Here is a 15,415-nt window from a genome sequence, read left to right on the forward strand (position 1 = left end):
GCCTGCGAACGTTTCCCCCGGCTGGGCGTTTTCAGGACAGCTGGGCGAAAGCAGTCCTGCCGCGCCGCTCGTTCCACAAGTCCGTGGAACCGCAAAGCTGCGCGTTGAGCATAGCGCGCTTCATGAAGAGATGGCACTGATGCTCCTCTGTGAGGCCAATTCCGCCGTGGAGCTGGATCGATTCCTCGGTCACGAAACGATAGGCCTCGACCGCCAGAGATTTCGCCGAAGCAAGGTCGGTTACGCTGGCATGTTCATCGCGCACCCGGCTGCGAAGCAGTGCTTCGGCAAGGACGATCCTGGTCTTCATGTCGGCGGCACGGTGCTTGAGGGCCTGGAACATGGCGATCGGTCGGTCGAACTGGCGCCGCATCTTCATGTACTCGACAGTCATGTCGAGCACGGCATTGGCGCCTCCGAGGCAATCCGCCGCGAGTGCGATCTGCGCTTCGGCGGAAAGCAGGTCATGCAGCGAACTGGCCGTATCGGCATCGGTGAGCATGAGCGAGGATGCTGGCGAATAGCTTTCCAGTACCACATCGAAAATCCGCCTGCCGGGATCCCAGATCGGGCGTTCGACCCGGCTGACCCCCTGCGCGTCGAGCGGGACCAGCGCATAGCCATTTGGCAGTCGTACCACCACGGCCACTGCCATGTCGGCCTCGAAGACCCCGCTGATCGTGCCGGATACGGTGCCGTCGGGGTTTTGCACGAGGCGTGCGGGAAGCATGTTCAGGGGGGCATAATCCCCGGAGGACAACCGCTCTAGCCATTCGGTACGATCTTCGAAGCTCTCACTCGCAGCCACGGCCTGAAGGCCCAGTTGAGCGGGAATGAGCGGCATGGCAGCCAGAATGCGGCCCATTTCGAGGTGGAGCGCCGTCGAAGCTTCACGGCCGAGACCAAGCCCGCCGTCATCCTCGGGCAGGCGCACCATGAGCCAGCCCATTTCGGCTGCCAGATTCCAGCTCTCGTCACGTTCGGGAGAGAGCTTGTCCGCCGGGAACGCCTTCTGGGCGGCGTCGGTCAGTTCGTTCAGTTCGATCATGTCAGGCCACCCATCCTTTGGGTTCACGCGGCATGTCGAGCATGCGTTCGGCGATGATGTTGCGCTGCACTTCCTCGCTGCCGCCGGCGATGGTCCAGGCGAACGAGTTCATGTAATCCGCCATCCAGTTGCCGGTGTTGAGATCTCCGAAGGTGATCGGCGCGATGTACTGTTCCTCGATACCGCCAAGGCGCAGGCCCAGCAGCGAATAGGCCCTCAGAGCCCGCGAGTAGGCGTTTTTGACGATGGATGCGTCGCCCATGCGCTCGATCCCGTTGATGCGGTTGTCGAGAAACTGGTCCGCTAAGGCGCAGACGGCATCCACTTGCGTCACCAGCGCGCCGAAATCGCGCAGGATGCCGCGATCGTCTTCGTGGCTGTGATCGCGGATGAGGCGGGCAACGCGCGAAAGCGCACCGCGCATCCGGTAGGACAGTTCCATCAGCGTAAGGCCCCGTTCGGAAGCCAGCGTGGCCTGCGCCACGGCCCAACCCTTGCCTTCTTCACCCACGCGTTCCGATACGGGAATTTCCACGTTGTCGAGGAAGATCTCGGCAAATTCCTCGTCGCCTTGGATCTGGTGGATCGGCCGAACCGAGACGCCGGGCATTTTCATGTCCATCAGCAGGTATGTGATGCCAGCCTGCTTGGGACCATCCGACGAGGTACGGACAAGCAGCAGGCACTTGTCAGCGAACTGGGCCATCGTCGACCAGACTTTCTGGCCATTGACCACGTAGACGTCGCCCTTGCGTTCGGCGCGTGTCTTGATCGCGGCGAGATCCGATCCGGCTCCGGGCTCGGAGAAGCCCTGACACCATGTCTCGCCTTCCAGGATTCGTGGAAGATACCTGGCCTGCTGCTCGGCGCTGCCGCATTCGTGCAGAGTGGCGAAAGCGTGGTACGTCGATACGAAGGAAAGCAGCAGGCGCGGACAATCCGCGCGAGCCAGTTCCTCGTAAATGACCTTCTGTTCCGAAAGCGAGCGCCCGCCGCCCGGAAACGCGGCGGGCCAATGCGGGATCGCATAGCCGGCCTTTACCAGTTTCCCGAACCAGTCACGCTGGGTGCGGACGAAATCTTCCTGCGTGGCGCTGGCCTCTCGCCAACCGGATGGCGCGTCGGCAGCGAGGAAGGCGCGGACTTCGGCCCGGAGTCCTTCGAGGTCGAGTTGGTCGAGATCGGGTGTTTCGCTCATGTCCGTTCCTTGCCCAGCGTGCCGCCGGGCGTCCAGACGGGGGCATCCCGCTCGTGCGATATCAGGCAAGCACTTCTATCGTATCGCCCACGATGCGGACCTCGTAAGTCTGGATCGGCATCGTCGCGGGTGGATTGATCGGGTCGCCGGTTTCGAGATCGAAGCGCGCACCGTGAACCGGGCAGGAGATCCAGCCATTGCGCAGTCGGCCGCATTCGAGCGTCTCGTAGGCATGGCTGCACAGGTTCCGGACCGCGAACACCCGATCGAGCGTGTTGCACAGGATCACACTGACGCCGTTCACTTCGACCACCAGCTTTCCGCCGGGAGGTACGTCTTCGACTTTCGCCACGGCGACAAAGCTCTTTTCGGTCATCGTTTTCCCAGTGTCTGGTATCGTTTTTCAGTTCGCCACCTGCTTGTCCTGCCGATGCGAGGCAAGGGCACGGGCAGGCACAGCAGGGCCAAGCAACTCGCTGTACCTTGGCGGTCATTTCTCGGGCAAGCCGCCGACGCGATAAGGCGGGGGGCAGGGCCTTGATCGCGTTCGGGCGATAAGAACAGAAAGCGGCGGGAGAAATGCAGGTGTCGTGGGGTGAAAGCTTCGATGTCGTAGTGGTCGGATCGGGAGCGGCGGGAGCTATGGCTGCGCTGCGCAGTGCCGACAACGGCATGAAGGTGCTGATCGTCGAAAAGGCGCACAAGTTCGGCGGCACGTCGGCCGCATCCGGCGGTGTCATGTGGATACCCAATCATGGGCTTGACGGTGCGCATGGCGACAGCCGCGAGGCAGCCCTGGAATATCTGGGGGCGACGATCGGGGTGCCGGTCAATCGCGAACGGCTGGAAGCCTACGTGGAAGAGGCGCCGGAGATGCTCCGATATCTCAGGAGTACAGGCGTCGACCTGATGGCCGCGGCCTGGCCGGATTATTTTCCGGACAGGCCCGGCGCACGCGCGGATCGTTCCGTGATCGTGCCGACTTTCGATGGACGGCGGCTCGGCGACGGTCGCTACGCATTGATGAGGGAGCAGTACAACCGCTTCAAGCTGTTCGGTCGATATGCGATGGACCTTACCGAGACTTTCGCACTCATGATGCAGTCGAAGGGCTGGCGCCGGGTCGCTGGCAAGATGATCGGGCGCTATTGGCTGGACCGGGGCACCCGCAAGGTTTCGCACAGGGACCGCCGGTTCACTCAGGGTGCGGCGCTGATGGGGGCGACTTACGAGCAGGTCTTCGCGCGCGGTGTGGAATTGCGCCTCGAAACGAGCCTTGAAAGCCTCATCATCGATAAAAGCGGCGGGGTGACGGGCGTTGAGCTTTCCTGTTTCGGGCGGCGCTATCCGGTCCAGGCACGATACGGAGTGGTGCTGGCGGCCGGCGGATTCGAATGGAACCAGACTCTGCGAGACCGTTTCTATCCGGTCCCCGGGCTGACGCGTCATTCGTCCACCCCGGAAGACGGCAATCGCGGCGAAGCACTGATCGCCGCCGAAGCTGTCGGCGCTTCGACGGAGCATACCGAACAGGGCTGGTGGATACCGACCATGACCCTGCCGATGAAGGGGGCTTCCAACTTCCACGAAATCCATCAGGCGGCCTTCGACGTGGGACGACCGTGGAGTGTGGTCGTCAACCGTAACGGCGTCCGTTTCGTTGACGAAGCTTGCGGATACGACCAGTTCGGGCAGGCCATGGTGCGCGATCAGCGTGAAAGCGGGGCGAATTGCCCGTGCTGGCTGATTTTCGACTCCAAGTTTCGGCGCAAGTTCAGCGCGGGCGGTCTGATGCCCACGGTCCACACGGCCGAGCACAAGGTTCCGGCGGATTGGTGGGACCACTACGTCTTCCGTGCCGATACCATCGAGCAGCTCTGTCACAAGATCGGCCTCCCGGTAACCGCGGTGCAGGACACGATTGCCCGGATGAACGTTTATGCGAAGACCGGTGTCGATCCTGAATTCGGACGCGGGATGAACGCCTACGACCGGATGTTCGGCGACCCTGTGTCCCAGCCCAATCCCAACATCGGCCCTATCGACAAGGCACCTTTCTACGCAGTGCCTATCAACAATGGTGATCTCGGCACCAAGGGTGGGCTGCGATGCGATGCGCGGGCCCGCGTTCTGGATGGTGCGGGGCTGCCGATCGCAGGGCTCTACGCCGCCGGCAACAATTCGGGGACGCCGTTTGGCGATACCTATCCGGGGGCAGGAGCGACCATCGGGCCGGCGATGACCTTCGGCTACGTCGCCGCGAACGACATTGCGGAGCGTGCGGACAATCTGCGCAAGGCATCCGGTTCATCTTGCGAAGGGGAGCGATCGGAATGCAAGGCAGGGTAGCAATCGTCACCGGGGCGGCAGGCGGCATTGGGGAGGCCATCGTGCGCGCGCTCGGAGAACAGGGCATGAGCGTTCTTGGCACGGGGCGTAACGCAGGCAAGCTTCAGGCGCTTAAGGATGCGCTCTCAGGCACGGTAGAGTTCGATTTCGTCGCCATCGATGCCACTTCGAGAGAGGCCCCGCGCCTCATCGTCGATGCAGCGGTGGAGAAGTTCGGCCGGCTGGATGTGCTGGTGAACAATGCCGGATCGTTCAACTTCGGGCCGGTCGACAAGACGACGGACGAGATGCTCGATGAAGTTCTGGGGATCTCGCTTCGCGCGCCTTTCCGGCTTTGCCGCGAGGCTCTGGCCATCATGGGGGAGGGAAGCTCCATCCTCTTCATCGGGTCCACCTGGGGGCTGTATGGCACGCCGGGCGGGGGAGCCTATTCCACGGTAAAGGCAGGGCAGATCGGCCTTATGCAAACCATGGCGGCCGAATATGGGCCACGCGGAATTCGTTCAAACTACGTGGCGCCAACAGTGGTGCGGACGGAGATGACCGATGCCTTCTGGAATCTCGATTTCTTCCGGCGCACCAATCATGAACTGACCCCGCTCCAGCGAGACTGTACTGCTGCCGACATCGGCAACATGGTCGCCTTCCTTGCCTCCGACGCGGCGGGTTTCGTCAATGGCCAGACTATTGCCGTGGATGGAGGCATCTCGACTACGCGCTATCTTTCGCCGGCAGCGATCGGCGCAGTACGGCAATAGGGGGTCAGCCAGGAGGTTTGCAGGCCTTGCCTTCGTAAGCAAACCGTACCACGCGATATTCGGTGCCGATCCAGCGCGTGACCGGGAAGCAGAAGCCGGGACCGCCGATCTCAAAGTCGGGATAGCCGTCCGCTCCGCGGGTGTTCAGGAAAGTGGCGACGCCGGTCTGGTCGGTCATGATTTTCCAGCCTCCGGGTACCGGGCGCAGAAGCTGGAAGCCGGTGCCTGCCGCTCCGAAACATTCCGTGCCATCGGCAACGACGATCGCCTCGGGGCGGCCGTCGCCATTGAGGTCGCGCAGTTCGACCGCTTCGCGGGTGACGCTCGTTGAACCGCCGCACCCGCGCCAGGCGTTGCCGGACTTCGAATAACCTGCCGCGCGCATCAGAGGGTCGATCTGGGCGCTGGTGAGAGCGGTAGCTTTCACGTCCTTCGGCCACCCGTCCGTCGGATAGCTCCCGGGCTGCGCGCTTGCTGGAGGGACGAGTGCAAGCGCTGCTGTGAGCAAGGCGAAGGCATGTAATCTGGGCATGGCGATTTCCCTTGTTCGGCCCTGCTGGCCCAACTGCCCCGTGGCTCCATGTTGCTCCCGGTATGCCGCCGCGGTCAACCGGAACCGACGGATTGCGGTTTTCGCCGGGGCGTTGGGCCCAGCCTTGTGGGCGGGAAGTACGCTGGGTAACGCCGGGAGGAGAACAGGGAAGGATGCCATGCAGTTCGAATGGACCGAGGAACAGGACGCCTTCCGGCACAAGATCCGGGACTTCCTCCACGCCAATCTCCCTGAAGACTGGGAGAAGTTCTCCGAGCATGGCCCCGCATCGCCGGCGCTGACGGCGTTCGCGCGCGAATTCTGCGTGAAGCTGGCCGAGGCTGGCATTCTGTTCCCGCACTGGCCCCGCGAAATGGGCGGAGAAGGGCTTGGTCCGTGGGAGCAGCAGATCCTCGCCGAGGAAATGTGGATCGCGGGAGAGCCGCGCGGCGGACAGTACATGAACGTGAACTGGATCGGCCCTACGCTCGAAAAGTATGGCACTGCCGAGCAGAAAGCCCGTTATCTCGAGCCCATCACGCGCGGGGAATCGCTGTGGTGCCAGGGATTTTCGGAGCCTGACGCCGGTTCCGATCTCGCCGCCTTGCGGACGCGTGCAGTTCGCACCGAGGGGCGGTACGTTATCAATGGCCAGAAGATCTGGACATCCTATGCCGGCCTTGCCGACACCTGCTTCCTGCTGACGCGCACCAGTGACGACAGGAAGAAGGGCATCACGATCATCCTCGTGCCCATGGACACACCAGGTATCACGGTACGCCAGATTCCATCGCTGATTGGTGAGGGCGATATCCACGAGGTCTTCTTCGACGATGTCACGGTCCCTGAAACCGCGCGTTTCGGAGATGAAGGGCAGGCCTGGGAAATCATCGCCTATTCCTTGCGCAATGAACGGCTCGGCATTCCTCGCTTCACGCTGGCCCGTGCCGCGCTCGACCGTGCCGTTGCGATGCTGAAAGAACGGGGCGAGTTTGCGCGTGAATACGTCCGCATCGAAGCCGCCCGCTGCGCCGCCCTTTGCGAGGCTGCGGGAACCGCGAACTACGCCGTCGTCCAGAAGCGGGTCGATGGCCTCGCGATCGGCGCCGAATCCAGTTCCGCGCGCTATGGCACGGTCATGGCCGAAAGGGCGGTTTGCGAATTCGTGATTGAGTTCCTGCCAGAAGGGCTGGCGGGAGCCTCGTCTTATCTCAAGATGCACCACCAGCGCGGAATCGTTGCGGGCATTGCCGCCGGATCGGCTGAAATCCAGCTTAACATCATTGCCAGCGAAGTGCTGGATCTGCCCCGGGAACCGCGCTGATGCAGCTTGCCCTCAATGAGGACCAGACCCAGGTACTCGACTTTGTCGACAGTCTCGCCCGGCCGTTTCAGGCGGTGCCGATGCATGACGTGTCCCTGGCACTCGAAAGCGATGAACTGGACGAAGCCCTCGCGGAGAACGGCTTCCTGGACGTCATGGCGGTGGACGAACTCGGCCCCGTGACCGCGGCGCTCGTGGTGGAGAAGCTGGCGCGCCTGCCCTTCGCGGTGGAAGCGGCAGTATCCGCGTTGGTGCGGCCCTTGATCGATCCCGAATTGCCGCGTCCGATTTGCATGGTCGAGGAAGGTCGAACCCATGGGCCGGTGCGTTTCCTGCGACCGGGCGCTACCGTCGTGATGGTCGGGCCTTCAGGCGTGCGCAGTTTTACCGCGGAGGAGGCGATGATCGGCGCGGCGCAGGAGGATACGCTCTATGCTTACCCGGTAGCATTCCTTAAAGCGCTGCCGGATACGATGGTCCATCACGATGCAGATGTCTCGGATGTGATGCGTGCCTGGCGCGTGGCCATTGCGGCAGAGGCGGCAGGGCTGTTGGCCGGAGCGCTGGCGATTACCGTCACTTACGTGTCCGAACGCAAGCAATTCGGCAGGGCGCTGGCGACATTCCAGGGGATGCGGCACCGCCTTGCCGAGGATCAGGTGCTGACCAACAGCGCCTACTGGATGGCGATGCGCGCGGCAGCGAGCGGTGATGCGGCCGATGCGGCGATGGCGCTTCATCACGCGCAGGAAGCGGCCAAACGGGTCTGTTACGATTACCACCAGTTCCTTGGCGGCATGGGCATGACGCTGGAGCATCCGCTGCACTTGTGGACCTATCGCCTCAAGCTCCTGACCGCGGAACTGGGCGGACGGGGCGCGCAGGGGATGGCTGCCGCCCAGGCGCTCTGGGGCTCATAGCCTGCCAGCGATGGCGTAACCGTCGATGCGATATCGATGTTGCGGCCGTCGCTTCCGCAAGGCTGCCATGTACTAATCTGCTCCGACACAGAAACTTGGGGAAGATACCATGGAAGCACGCGATCTGATCGATCTGGGCGGGCAAGTCGCGATCGTCACGGGGGCCGGGCAGAATGCCGGACGCGCGACGGCGCTCGAACTGGCACGGCACAATGCCGGCGGCATTGCAGTGAACGACTTCGTGCCGGAACGTGCGGAAGCGGTTGCGGAGGAAATTCGCGCACTTGGCGTTCCGGCTCTGGCAGTGCCGTTCGACGTCGGCGACCTTGACGCGGTGCGCGCAGCCAATGACGCGATCACGGCGAAGCTTGGCCCGGCCACGATCCTTGTGAACAATGCGGGCATGGCCGGCCCGACGGCTTCGATCCGTCCCTCGCAGAACTTCTGGGAGGAGGACCCGGCGAACTGGGAGCGTTACCTGCGCACCAATCTCTACGGAGTATACAACTGCTGCTTTGCATTCGTTCCCAACATGGTCGAGGCAAAGCGGGGACGGATCGTCACCATAGTCTCGGATTCCGGGCGCATCGGTGAACCCAAGCTCGCCGTCTACGCCTCGGCGAAAGCAGGCGCGCAGGGGTTCGTTCGGTCGATCGCAAAGGAGCTGGGGCGCTACGGGGTCACTTGCAATGCCGTATCCCTGTCAGCCCTGATGCCCGACATGCCGGAGGAACAGCTGGCCGAAGTCATGCAGTCCGATCACGCCAAGGCTATGCTGTCGCGTTACACGATACGTCGATATGGCAAGTCCAGCGATGTAGCCGGGCTGGTCACTTTCCTTTGCTCGAATGCATCGGAGTGGATCACGGGGCAGACATACCCGCTCAACGGCGGTTACGCGCCTTCGATGTAACGAGGTACGGCGTTCCGGGCCTGCCTGCCGTCAAGGGCAGGCAGGCCTTGGGGCGTCTCAGGTTCGGGCGCCGCGTGCGAACAGCGGCTGAAGGCAGGTCCGGTAGCTCGGATCGTCAGGTCCCTGACCGAGCAGACCGCCGCCGTCGAAAGGCCGGCGCAGCTTGAAATCGTAAGTCACGACACGCTTGGAAAATCGCCATTTTCCATCCGGGCACCGGTGATAATTGTCGATATAGCGGACGGCCATGAAGTCCTCTTCCCGAGTGCCGTCGCGTGCCTGGATAAGGTGCCAGGCAAGCGCGTAAACCTCCCCGCTCGCTTCGTCGCCATAGATCGCGATAAGATGGTTGCAGACGTGGTGTCCGGAATAGGGCATGTGCGGAAAGGCATGTGCGATGAACTGGCAATAGTCCTCTGCCGTGCCGTCGAAGCTGTCTCCGTGCGTGTCCGTTGCGTCCTCGGTGTAGAGATCGCGGAGCAGCTCGATGTCCTGCCGGTCGATCGCGCGCGAGTAGAGCAGCACCAGCTCACGGATGGCTTCCTTGTCGATCACGACCTGAAGTGCGGCCTCGTCGATGGCCATCGTTGTTTCTCCCCCTGGAAATGGTTCAGAGCAGGGCGCCCCCGTCGATGGGATAGACCTGCCCGGTAATGAAGCTGGCGCGATTTCCCGCGAGGAAGGCAACCATTCCGGCCATTTCCTCCGGCATCGCGAATGGACGGCCCACAAAAGTGCGGCGCTGCCGCAGCGCCTTGTCTTCCTCGCGGATGGACGCGCCGCCGCCGCTGAACAGGCCGGAATCGGGATGGAACCGGCTGCCCTTGCTGAAAGCAGCGGGATCGCGTGAAATCGTCGCGTATGGCGCTATGGCATTTACGCGGATGCCGTGTTGTCCCACTTCCTTGGCAAGCACCACGGTGAAGCTGTGAACCGCGCCCTTGGCTGCCGAATAGACCGGCAGCATGTAATCGCCGACCAGCGCAGCGGTGGAGCCGACATTGACCACCGCACCTGATTTGCGTTCGATCATGCCGGGCAGGACGGCGTGGGTCATGCGCAGGACGGTGCCGAAATTGAGGTCGATGTCCGCCATCCACTTTCCAGGGTCGGAATCGACGAAGAAGCCCTGATCGACGTTGCCGCCGACATTGTTCACAAGCACTTCGACGTTGCCGAGATTTGCGGCGGATTCCAGAATTTTTGCCGGAGCCTCGGGATCGAGCAGGTTCGCGCTGACGAAGATCGCGCGGCCCGCGCCTCTGGAGAGGCAGTCTTCCACCAGCCTGGCGCCCGCATCCCCGTCTCTGCCGACAAGGACGAGATCAGCCCTTTCGCTTGCGAGTTCGAGAGCTATGGCGCGGCCGATATTGGCGGTTGCGCCTGTTACAATGGCCAGTTTTCCGGCAAGCCCGAGATCCATTGCAGCGCTCCGTCATCCATCTCCATATCGGGAGCTAGGTCGGATCCGTGGAACGGGCAAACCGCAGGGGCGATCAGGTGTCGGGCTGGCCCGAGTTCTTGAGATTGCCTCTGCCGCCGCGCGTCAGGATACAGCGCATGTCGCTGTCCTGGCCATCCGGCCCTGTGAGGCGAAGGAAGCCTTTGGACATGCGGTGCATCCTCATGCCTTTGAGTTCGCCGCCCGTCATCACGACACGGTCACCGGTCATGAGGTAGCTGCCTCGAACGCCGTCCGGTGTCTTGTAGTTCGAGGCGCTCACCACGCGGAAGTCGTACTGCGGAAGGCGGATGCCGACCGGTCCGCCCGCAGTTCCGTCCTTCTCGCAGCTGTATTGGCCAAGTTCCATGGTGCCGATAAGTCCCCCCGGAACCGGCGGGGGCGGCGATTTTGCCTGCAAGGGCGCGATGGCAGGAGCGCCAGATACCAGGGCGAGGGCGAGAAAAGGCGTGTTGCGGAGGGCGCGGGTCATGACCAACCGCTAGCATCGGCGCGAACCAATTGCCACAGGCAGTCTCCTCGGCTAAGGGCCCATGCTTTCCGTACACCGGCTCTTTCCCATCTTAAGGTTCATCCCATGAAGATCAGCGGCGTCGACATTCGTCCCGGCAATATCCTCGAATACGAAAAGGGCATCTGGAAAGTTGCCAAGACGCAGCACACCCAGCCGGGCAAGGGCGGCGCGTTCATGCAGGTCGAGATGAAAAACCTGATCGACGGCCGCAAGACCAACGTCCGCTTCCGCAGCGCCGACACGGTCGAGAAGGTCCGTCTCGACACCAAGGACTTCCAGTTCCTTTACGTCGAGGGCGACCAACTGGTGTTCATGGACATCGAAACCTATGAGCAGATCCAGCTCCCCGCAGATCTTCTCGGCGATGCCGCAGCCTTCCTTCAGGACGGCATGCAGGTGCTTCTCGAGCTTTGGGAAGAGCGTCCGATCTCGGTCCAGCTTCCCGAACAGGTCGAAGCCGTCATCGTCGAGGCAGATGCCGTGGTGAAGGGGCAGACCGCTTCTTCCAGCTACAAGCCTGCCGTGCTCGACAACGGTGTGCGCGTGATGGTGCCGCCGCACATCGAAAGCGGCACGCGCATCGTTGTGGACGTTTACGAGAAGTCCTACGTCAGGAAGGCTGACTGATGCGCCGGCTGGCGTCTTTCGTGGCCGTGGCGGCCCTGTTTTCAGGGCTCGCCGCGCCGACTTACGCCGCGCCGAAGAAGGCCGCCGCCAAGGCTCCGGCCAAGGCGGCGTCTGCTGCAGGGACCGAGCATCCCGGCACTTCTCCCGAAGTGGAAAACGCGATGCTCTATCTCAAGGTGCTGATCAGCGGATTGCAGTCCGAGAAGGTAGAGGCGCCTGCCAAGGGCGCTCTGGTGGGCTGCATCTACAACAATTCGCTTCAGAAGATCAGCGAATCGATGGACAAGATTATCGCCGAGCACCCCGGCAAGGTCCATCGCGACAATCCCACCGAACTGCTCAGCGCCATGGTGGCACTGTGCGGTTACAAGCCCGCTACGCAGCCCGCGCCGCAGGGCCGATAAAATCAGGCCGGCTTCGGCCGGTACTCGAAGGACAAGGTAAGTTTTATGGCCATCTCCGGTCTCATTCGCGTCATGGAAAAAGCGGCCCGCAAGGCGGGCAGCCGCCTGCGCCGCGACTTTGGCGAAATCGAGCACCTTCAGGTCTCGCGCAAGGGACCGGCGGACTTCGTTTCGAAGGCTGACCAGGCTTCGGAGCGCACGATCTGGGACGAACTGCGTGCCGCACGGCCTGAATGGGGCTTCCTGTTCGAGGAGGCCGGCGAGATCGAGGGCGATCCCGACAAGCCGCGCTTCATCGTCGACCCGCTCGACGGCACGACCAATTTCCTTCACGGTATTCCGCACTTCGCGATTTCGATTGCCGTGCAGGAGCCGCGTCTCGACGGAAAGGGCTGGGGCGAGGTAACCGCTGGCCTGATCTACAACCCGGTGACCGACGAAAGCTACTGGGCGGAGAAGAGCCGGGGCGCCTGGCTTCAGGACAAGCGCCTGCGCGTTTCGTCGCGCCGCCACCTTGACGAAAGCGTGATCGCGACCGGCATTCCCTTCGCCGGTCATGGCGATGCGGGCGAATGGACCCGAATCTATCACGCGCTCGCACCGCAGGTTGCCGGCATCCGTCGCTTTGGTTCTGCCGCGCTGGACCTCGCGTGGGTTGCTGCGGGCCGTTACGAAGGCTTCTGGGAAGCCGACCTCAAGCCGTGGGATACCGCGGCCGGGTGCCTGCTCGTGCGTGAGGCCGGTGGCTTCGTTTCCGACTGGAAGGGCCGTTCGCAGCCTTATTGCGACAAGGAAATCCTGGCCGGCAACGACGCGCTGCACTCGCGTCTCCACAAGATCCTTGCAAACGCGCTCAAGTGACTTGAGCCGAAGCCAAGGCGCGGCTAAAGCCTGCCGCGTCGGTGCGTCGCGCGAAGCGGCTGCACCATGCGAAAGTGCCCCTGTGGCGGAATGGTAGACGCGAACGACTCAAAATCGTTTGTCGCAAGGCGTGCCCGTTCGAGTCGGGCCAGGGGCACCACACCGCAAGTTTCGAGCCGCAAACCCTCAGGGGTTTCGCGGCTCTTTTCTTTTCTCCGGGGTGCTCAAAGCGGGCAGGTCGGACGTCGGCTGTGTTCAATAGTGAACGTGCTTACCGCGATGTCGGCGTCCTGGAGGCTTATCTCTTGGAAATTGACGGAATTTAACGGTTAAACACGGATGATTCGGGGCATCTTCCATCTACATTGGTAACAACCTTGAAATTCCACCGCCTGATCGCGGTGGCATTGTCTTTCGAATCCAACTGGGGTCCGATCGACGTCGAGGTCTGCTGGAAGCTCGTTCCGAGCCGAGGAAACGAGGTTCACGGGACACCGGTGGTCCCCTACGCCGCCGGCTTGCTTCCAGCAGTTCTCCGTTTCTCGCCCTTACCGGCACGTGGTGGGGCGGATCGGCTTGACGGACAAGGTTTTGGAGAGCCGCTTCGGGTCGCAACTAAGAAGCGTGTTTGCCAAATCTCCCCCTCCGGACTACTTTGTTCCGGAGGGGGACGATATGGAACCCACTGCCGACCAATATCGTAGCGCTGTATCCAGCGTCATCGCCTCTTCTACTTTCAAGACATCGCCTAGGTTGGCGGAACTTCTGTCCTATCTTGTGGAACAGAAGGTTGCGGGAAATGGAGATCGGCTGAAAGGCTATCCCATCGCGCTCGATGTCTTTGGGCGTGACGAGGATTTCGACGCTTCATCGGATTCGCTCGTCAGGGTGCAGATGACCCGTCTTCGCAAGGCGCTGTCCGAGTACTATGCGAAGGACGGGATCGAGGACCGCTACAGGATCGTCGTGCCGCGCGGCTCCTATGTTCCGGGTCTGGAGCTTCCCAAGGAGCAGCAACTCGGTGCGGGCGGTGAGGAGGCCTCAGGGAATCCTTCCGAGACCGAACCATCGTCCGTCGCCCCGCAACCTTCCGAGATCGTTGCCGATTCGGAGGAGGATATCGTGCGCTCTTCCAGCGCGTTGACCTTGCGGAGGCGCGCGTGGGGCCTTCTGGCGGCCCTTGCACTCATTGCTGCAGTGCTGATCGTTTATTGGCCGGGCGAGGACCGGGATGCGGTGTTCGTCCGGGCCGGCGAGATGCCGACCGGGCCGGTCGTCTATGTCGCGCCTTATGCGTTGAGCGGGGAAACGGGATCGATCGCCCCAATTCGCGAAGGGTTGCGGAACGACCTCATCAATTATCTGTCGCAGCTTCCGAATCTTGCCGTGATCGCTTTCGATGATGACAAGTTGAACGCACCGCACGACTTGCAGGAGAAATCGAAGGCAAGGCGCGGTCTGCCGCCGGCATTCGTGCTTCAAGGCTCGATTGCCGTGGAGGGTGGGAGTTTCCGCGTCAGTTCGCGTCTGGCAAGGATGCCGGGAGGGGTTATCGTGTGGTCCGAGCGCAGCGATCCGATCGACTTCGTTCCCACCAAGATTCTCTCGGTCCAATCCGATATCGCGCTGGGCGTGGCTTCGCGGCTCGGCCAGCCATACGGTGTTATCCATGAGACGATGCGGCAGGATCTGGAAAATCACCGCGATGTCAGCATGGATCATTACTACTGCGAATTGCAGGCCTACCAGTTCATGCGCGCAAGGGAGGAGGGCGGTCTGGATCGCGTGAAGGAATGCCTCGAACGCGCGGTTTACGACAAGCCGAACTACTCCAGTGCCTGGGCGCTGCTTTCCTGGGTGCGTCTTTTCGAGGCGCAGGCTGGGGGGGAGGGCGATTCCCCCGAGGCACTGGAGGCCGCAAAGCGTGCGGTCGCGGCGAATGCCACGAATGCCATTGCGTATACCTACCTGGCCCTGGCTTACTATCGGCACGGCGAGGACGATGCGGCACGGGATGCGATCGGCAAGGCTCTAGAGATCAGTCCGAACAATTCCGAGGTTCTGGCAAACGGGGGACGTCTTCTGAGTGCGCTTGGTGAACGCGAGATCGCACCGGCACTCGCGCGCAAGGCGATCCGGCTCAATCCGGGGCATCCGCCCTGGTACTGGTCTGGCCTGACCATCGATGCGCTCCACCGCAAGGATGGGCCTGAAGCGGTGCACTTCGCCCGGCTCAATGCGGAAGATCGCGGATTGCTCTCCCGTTATCTTCTGGCTTCGGCCTATGCGCTCGACGGGCGCGGAAGGGAGGCTGCGGACGTGCTCGGCCATGCGGCTCGCGCCTTTCCCGATGTGTCGCAGGACCGCTCGGCCGTGGCGCGAGAACTGCGGTTGCCCGATTTCGTGACCGCTCCATTGGTCGATAAGGGTTTGATGCCCGGGCAGAAGCGCGCCGCAGCGCAGTGAGGATGGCTCTTGCCGACCCTGCGCGAGGGCCATACGTTG

General features: G+C 62.5%; 16 protein-coding genes and 1 tRNA gene. 10 read left to right on the top strand and 7 right to left on the bottom strand.

The window, feature by feature from the left end; all coding sequences use genetic code 11:
• Positions 1 to 31 precede the first annotated feature (31 nt).
• The 3 genes from ACXJ16_RS03560 to ACXJ16_RS03570 form a co-directional block, all read right to left on the bottom strand.
• Positions 32 to 1,048, bottom strand: a complete 1,017-nt coding sequence (locus ACXJ16_RS03560; RefSeq protein ID WP_324695656.1) for an acyl-CoA dehydrogenase family protein — start codon at positions 1,046 to 1,048, stop codon at positions 32 to 34.
• 1 nt (position 1,049) lies between these two features.
• A complete protein-coding gene (locus tag ACXJ16_RS03565) occupies positions 1,050 to 2,246 on the bottom strand; it encodes an acyl-CoA dehydrogenase family protein (protein ID WP_054438739.1) in 1,197 nt (398 codons plus the stop codon).
• 61 nt (positions 2,247 to 2,307) lie between these two features.
• Positions 2,308 to 2,622: a Rieske (2Fe-2S) protein gene (locus tag ACXJ16_RS03570; RefSeq protein ID WP_054438736.1), complete on the bottom strand. Its 315-nt coding sequence runs from the start codon at positions 2,620 to 2,622 to the stop codon at positions 2,308 to 2,310.
• A 266-nt stretch (positions 2,623 to 2,888) separates the two neighbouring features.
• Between ACXJ16_RS03570 and ACXJ16_RS03575 the strand changes: the two genes are divergently transcribed.
• Positions 2,889 to 4,595: an FAD-binding protein gene (locus tag ACXJ16_RS03575; RefSeq protein WP_463921749.1), complete on the top strand. Its 1,707-nt coding sequence runs from the start codon at positions 2,889 to 2,891 to the stop codon at positions 4,593 to 4,595.
• The gene (locus ACXJ16_RS03580) at positions 4,580 to 5,353 is read left to right on the top strand and encodes an SDR family NAD(P)-dependent oxidoreductase (RefSeq protein ID WP_324695649.1); all 774 of its coding nucleotides are present in this window, start codon (positions 4,580 to 4,582) and stop codon (positions 5,351 to 5,353) included. Before ACXJ16_RS03575 ends, ACXJ16_RS03580 begins: the two co-directional genes overlap by 16 nt.
• 4 nt (positions 5,354 to 5,357) lie before the next feature.
• Here ACXJ16_RS03580 and ACXJ16_RS03585 read toward each other — a convergent pair whose 3' ends face one another.
• A complete protein-coding gene (locus ACXJ16_RS03585; RefSeq protein ID WP_463921290.1) occupies positions 5,358 to 5,885 on the bottom strand; it encodes a hypothetical protein in 528 nt (175 codons plus the stop codon).
• A gap of 178 nt (positions 5,886 to 6,063) precedes the next feature.
• On the opposite strand from ACXJ16_RS03585, the gene ACXJ16_RS03590 reads away from it, so the two are divergent.
• The 3 genes from ACXJ16_RS03590 to ACXJ16_RS03600 all read left to right on the top strand — a co-directional run bounded on the left by ACXJ16_RS03590 (position 6,064) and on the right by ACXJ16_RS03600 (position 9,042).
• Complete coding sequence (locus tag ACXJ16_RS03590) at positions 6,064 to 7,209, top strand: acyl-CoA dehydrogenase family protein (RefSeq protein WP_324695645.1); 1,146 nt, start codon at positions 6,064 to 6,066, stop codon at positions 7,207 to 7,209.
• Positions 7,209 to 8,129, top strand: coding sequence for an acyl-CoA dehydrogenase family protein (locus ACXJ16_RS03595; RefSeq protein WP_185997195.1), 921 nt, complete (start codon positions 7,209 to 7,211; stop codon positions 8,127 to 8,129). The genes ACXJ16_RS03590 and ACXJ16_RS03595 overlap by 1 nt, the downstream gene beginning before the upstream one ends.
• Positions 8,130 to 8,238: 109 nt before the next feature.
• Positions 8,239 to 9,042, top strand: a complete 804-nt coding sequence (locus ACXJ16_RS03600; protein ID WP_054438725.1) for an SDR family NAD(P)-dependent oxidoreductase — start codon at positions 8,239 to 8,241, stop codon at positions 9,040 to 9,042.
• Between the two features lie 57 nt (positions 9,043 to 9,099).
• Here ACXJ16_RS03600 and ACXJ16_RS03605 read toward each other — a convergent pair whose 3' ends face one another.
• The 3 genes from ACXJ16_RS03605 to ACXJ16_RS03615 all read right to left on the bottom strand — a co-directional run bounded on the left by ACXJ16_RS03605 (position 9,100) and on the right by ACXJ16_RS03615 (position 10,976).
• Entirely contained in the window at positions 9,100 to 9,627 is a 528-nt protein-coding gene (locus ACXJ16_RS03605) for a nuclear transport factor 2 family protein (RefSeq protein ID WP_324695642.1), read from the bottom strand.
• Positions 9,628 to 9,652: 25 nt separating this feature from the next.
• Positions 9,653 to 10,465 (bottom strand): SDR family NAD(P)-dependent oxidoreductase, encoded by an 813-nt coding sequence (locus tag ACXJ16_RS03610; RefSeq protein ID WP_185997197.1) that lies wholly within the window; start codon positions 10,463 to 10,465, stop codon positions 9,653 to 9,655.
• Positions 10,466 to 10,538: 73 nt separating this feature from the next.
• A complete protein-coding gene (locus tag ACXJ16_RS03615; RefSeq protein ID WP_185997198.1) occupies positions 10,539 to 10,976 on the bottom strand; it encodes a hypothetical protein in 438 nt (145 codons plus the stop codon).
• Positions 10,977 to 11,081: 105 nt separating this feature from the next.
• Between ACXJ16_RS03615 and efp the strand changes: the two genes are divergently transcribed.
• From efp to ACXJ16_RS03640, 5 genes are all read left to right on the top strand, one after another.
• Entirely contained in the window at positions 11,082 to 11,645 is a 564-nt protein-coding gene (efp, locus tag ACXJ16_RS03620) for an elongation factor P (protein WP_054438718.1), read from the top strand.
• Positions 11,645 to 12,049 (top strand): hypothetical protein, encoded by a 405-nt coding sequence (locus tag ACXJ16_RS03625; RefSeq protein ID WP_324695638.1) that lies wholly within the window; start codon positions 11,645 to 11,647, stop codon positions 12,047 to 12,049. The genes efp and ACXJ16_RS03625 overlap by 1 nt, the downstream gene beginning before the upstream one ends.
• A gap of 45 nt (positions 12,050 to 12,094) precedes the next feature.
• Complete coding sequence (locus ACXJ16_RS03630) at positions 12,095 to 12,910, top strand: inositol monophosphatase family protein (RefSeq protein ID WP_054438714.1); 816 nt, start codon at positions 12,095 to 12,097, stop codon at positions 12,908 to 12,910.
• A gap of 76 nt (positions 12,911 to 12,986) precedes the next feature.
• A tRNA-Leu gene (locus ACXJ16_RS03635) sits at positions 12,987 to 13,070 on the top strand.
• Positions 13,071 to 13,663: 593 nt separating this feature from the next.
• Positions 13,664 to 15,376 (top strand): tetratricopeptide repeat protein, encoded by a 1,713-nt coding sequence (locus ACXJ16_RS03640; protein WP_443477870.1) that lies wholly within the window; start codon positions 13,664 to 13,666, stop codon positions 15,374 to 15,376.
• Positions 15,377 to 15,415 lie beyond the last annotated feature (39 nt).

It is taken from the genome of Novosphingobium sp. TK71 (genome assembly GCF_055361505.1).

What these genes read in the sequence shown, in the direction of transcription:
- ACXJ16_RS03590 (WP_324695645.1), top strand. Translation starts at nt 6,064, where the DNA reads ATGCAGTTCGAATGGACCGAGGAACAGGACGCCTTCCGGCACAAGATC.
- ACXJ16_RS03615 (WP_185997198.1), bottom strand. Translation starts at nt 10,976, where the DNA reads ATGACCCGCGCCCTCCGCAACACGCCTTTTCTCGCCCTCGCCCTGGTA.
- ACXJ16_RS03560 (WP_324695656.1), bottom strand. Translation starts at nt 1,048, where the DNA reads ATGATCGAACTGAACGAACTGACCGACGCCGCCCAGAAGGCGTTCCCG.
- ACXJ16_RS03630 (WP_054438714.1), top strand. Translation starts at nt 12,095, where the DNA reads ATGGCCATCTCCGGTCTCATTCGCGTCATGGAAAAAGCGGCCCGCAAG.
- efp (WP_054438718.1), top strand. Translation starts at nt 11,082, where the DNA reads ATGAAGATCAGCGGCGTCGACATTCGTCCCGGCAATATCCTCGAATAC.
- ACXJ16_RS03565 (WP_054438739.1), bottom strand. Translation starts at nt 2,246, where the DNA reads ATGAGCGAAACACCCGATCTCGACCAACTCGACCTCGAAGGACTCCGG.
- ACXJ16_RS03610 (WP_185997197.1), bottom strand. Translation starts at nt 10,465, where the DNA reads ATGGATCTCGGGCTTGCCGGAAAACTGGCCATTGTAACAGGCGCAACC.
- ACXJ16_RS03570 (WP_054438736.1), bottom strand. Translation starts at nt 2,622, where the DNA reads ATGACCGAAAAGAGCTTTGTCGCCGTGGCGAAAGTCGAAGACGTACCT.
- ACXJ16_RS03605 (WP_324695642.1), bottom strand. Translation starts at nt 9,627, where the DNA reads ATGGCCATCGACGAGGCCGCACTTCAGGTCGTGATCGACAAGGAAGCC.
- ACXJ16_RS03575 (WP_463921749.1), top strand. Translation starts at nt 2,889, where the DNA reads ATGGCTGCGCTGCGCAGTGCCGACAACGGCATGAAGGTGCTGATCGTC.
- ACXJ16_RS03625 (WP_324695638.1), top strand. Translation starts at nt 11,645, where the DNA reads ATGCGCCGGCTGGCGTCTTTCGTGGCCGTGGCGGCCCTGTTTTCAGGG.
- ACXJ16_RS03580 (WP_324695649.1), top strand. Translation starts at nt 4,580, where the DNA reads ATGCAAGGCAGGGTAGCAATCGTCACCGGGGCGGCAGGCGGCATTGGG.
- ACXJ16_RS03600 (WP_054438725.1), top strand. Translation starts at nt 8,239, where the DNA reads ATGGAAGCACGCGATCTGATCGATCTGGGCGGGCAAGTCGCGATCGTC.
- ACXJ16_RS03585 (WP_463921290.1), bottom strand. Translation starts at nt 5,885, where the DNA reads ATGCCCAGATTACATGCCTTCGCCTTGCTCACAGCAGCGCTTGCACTC.
- ACXJ16_RS03595 (WP_185997195.1), top strand. Translation starts at nt 7,209, where the DNA reads ATGCAGCTTGCCCTCAATGAGGACCAGACCCAGGTACTCGACTTTGTC.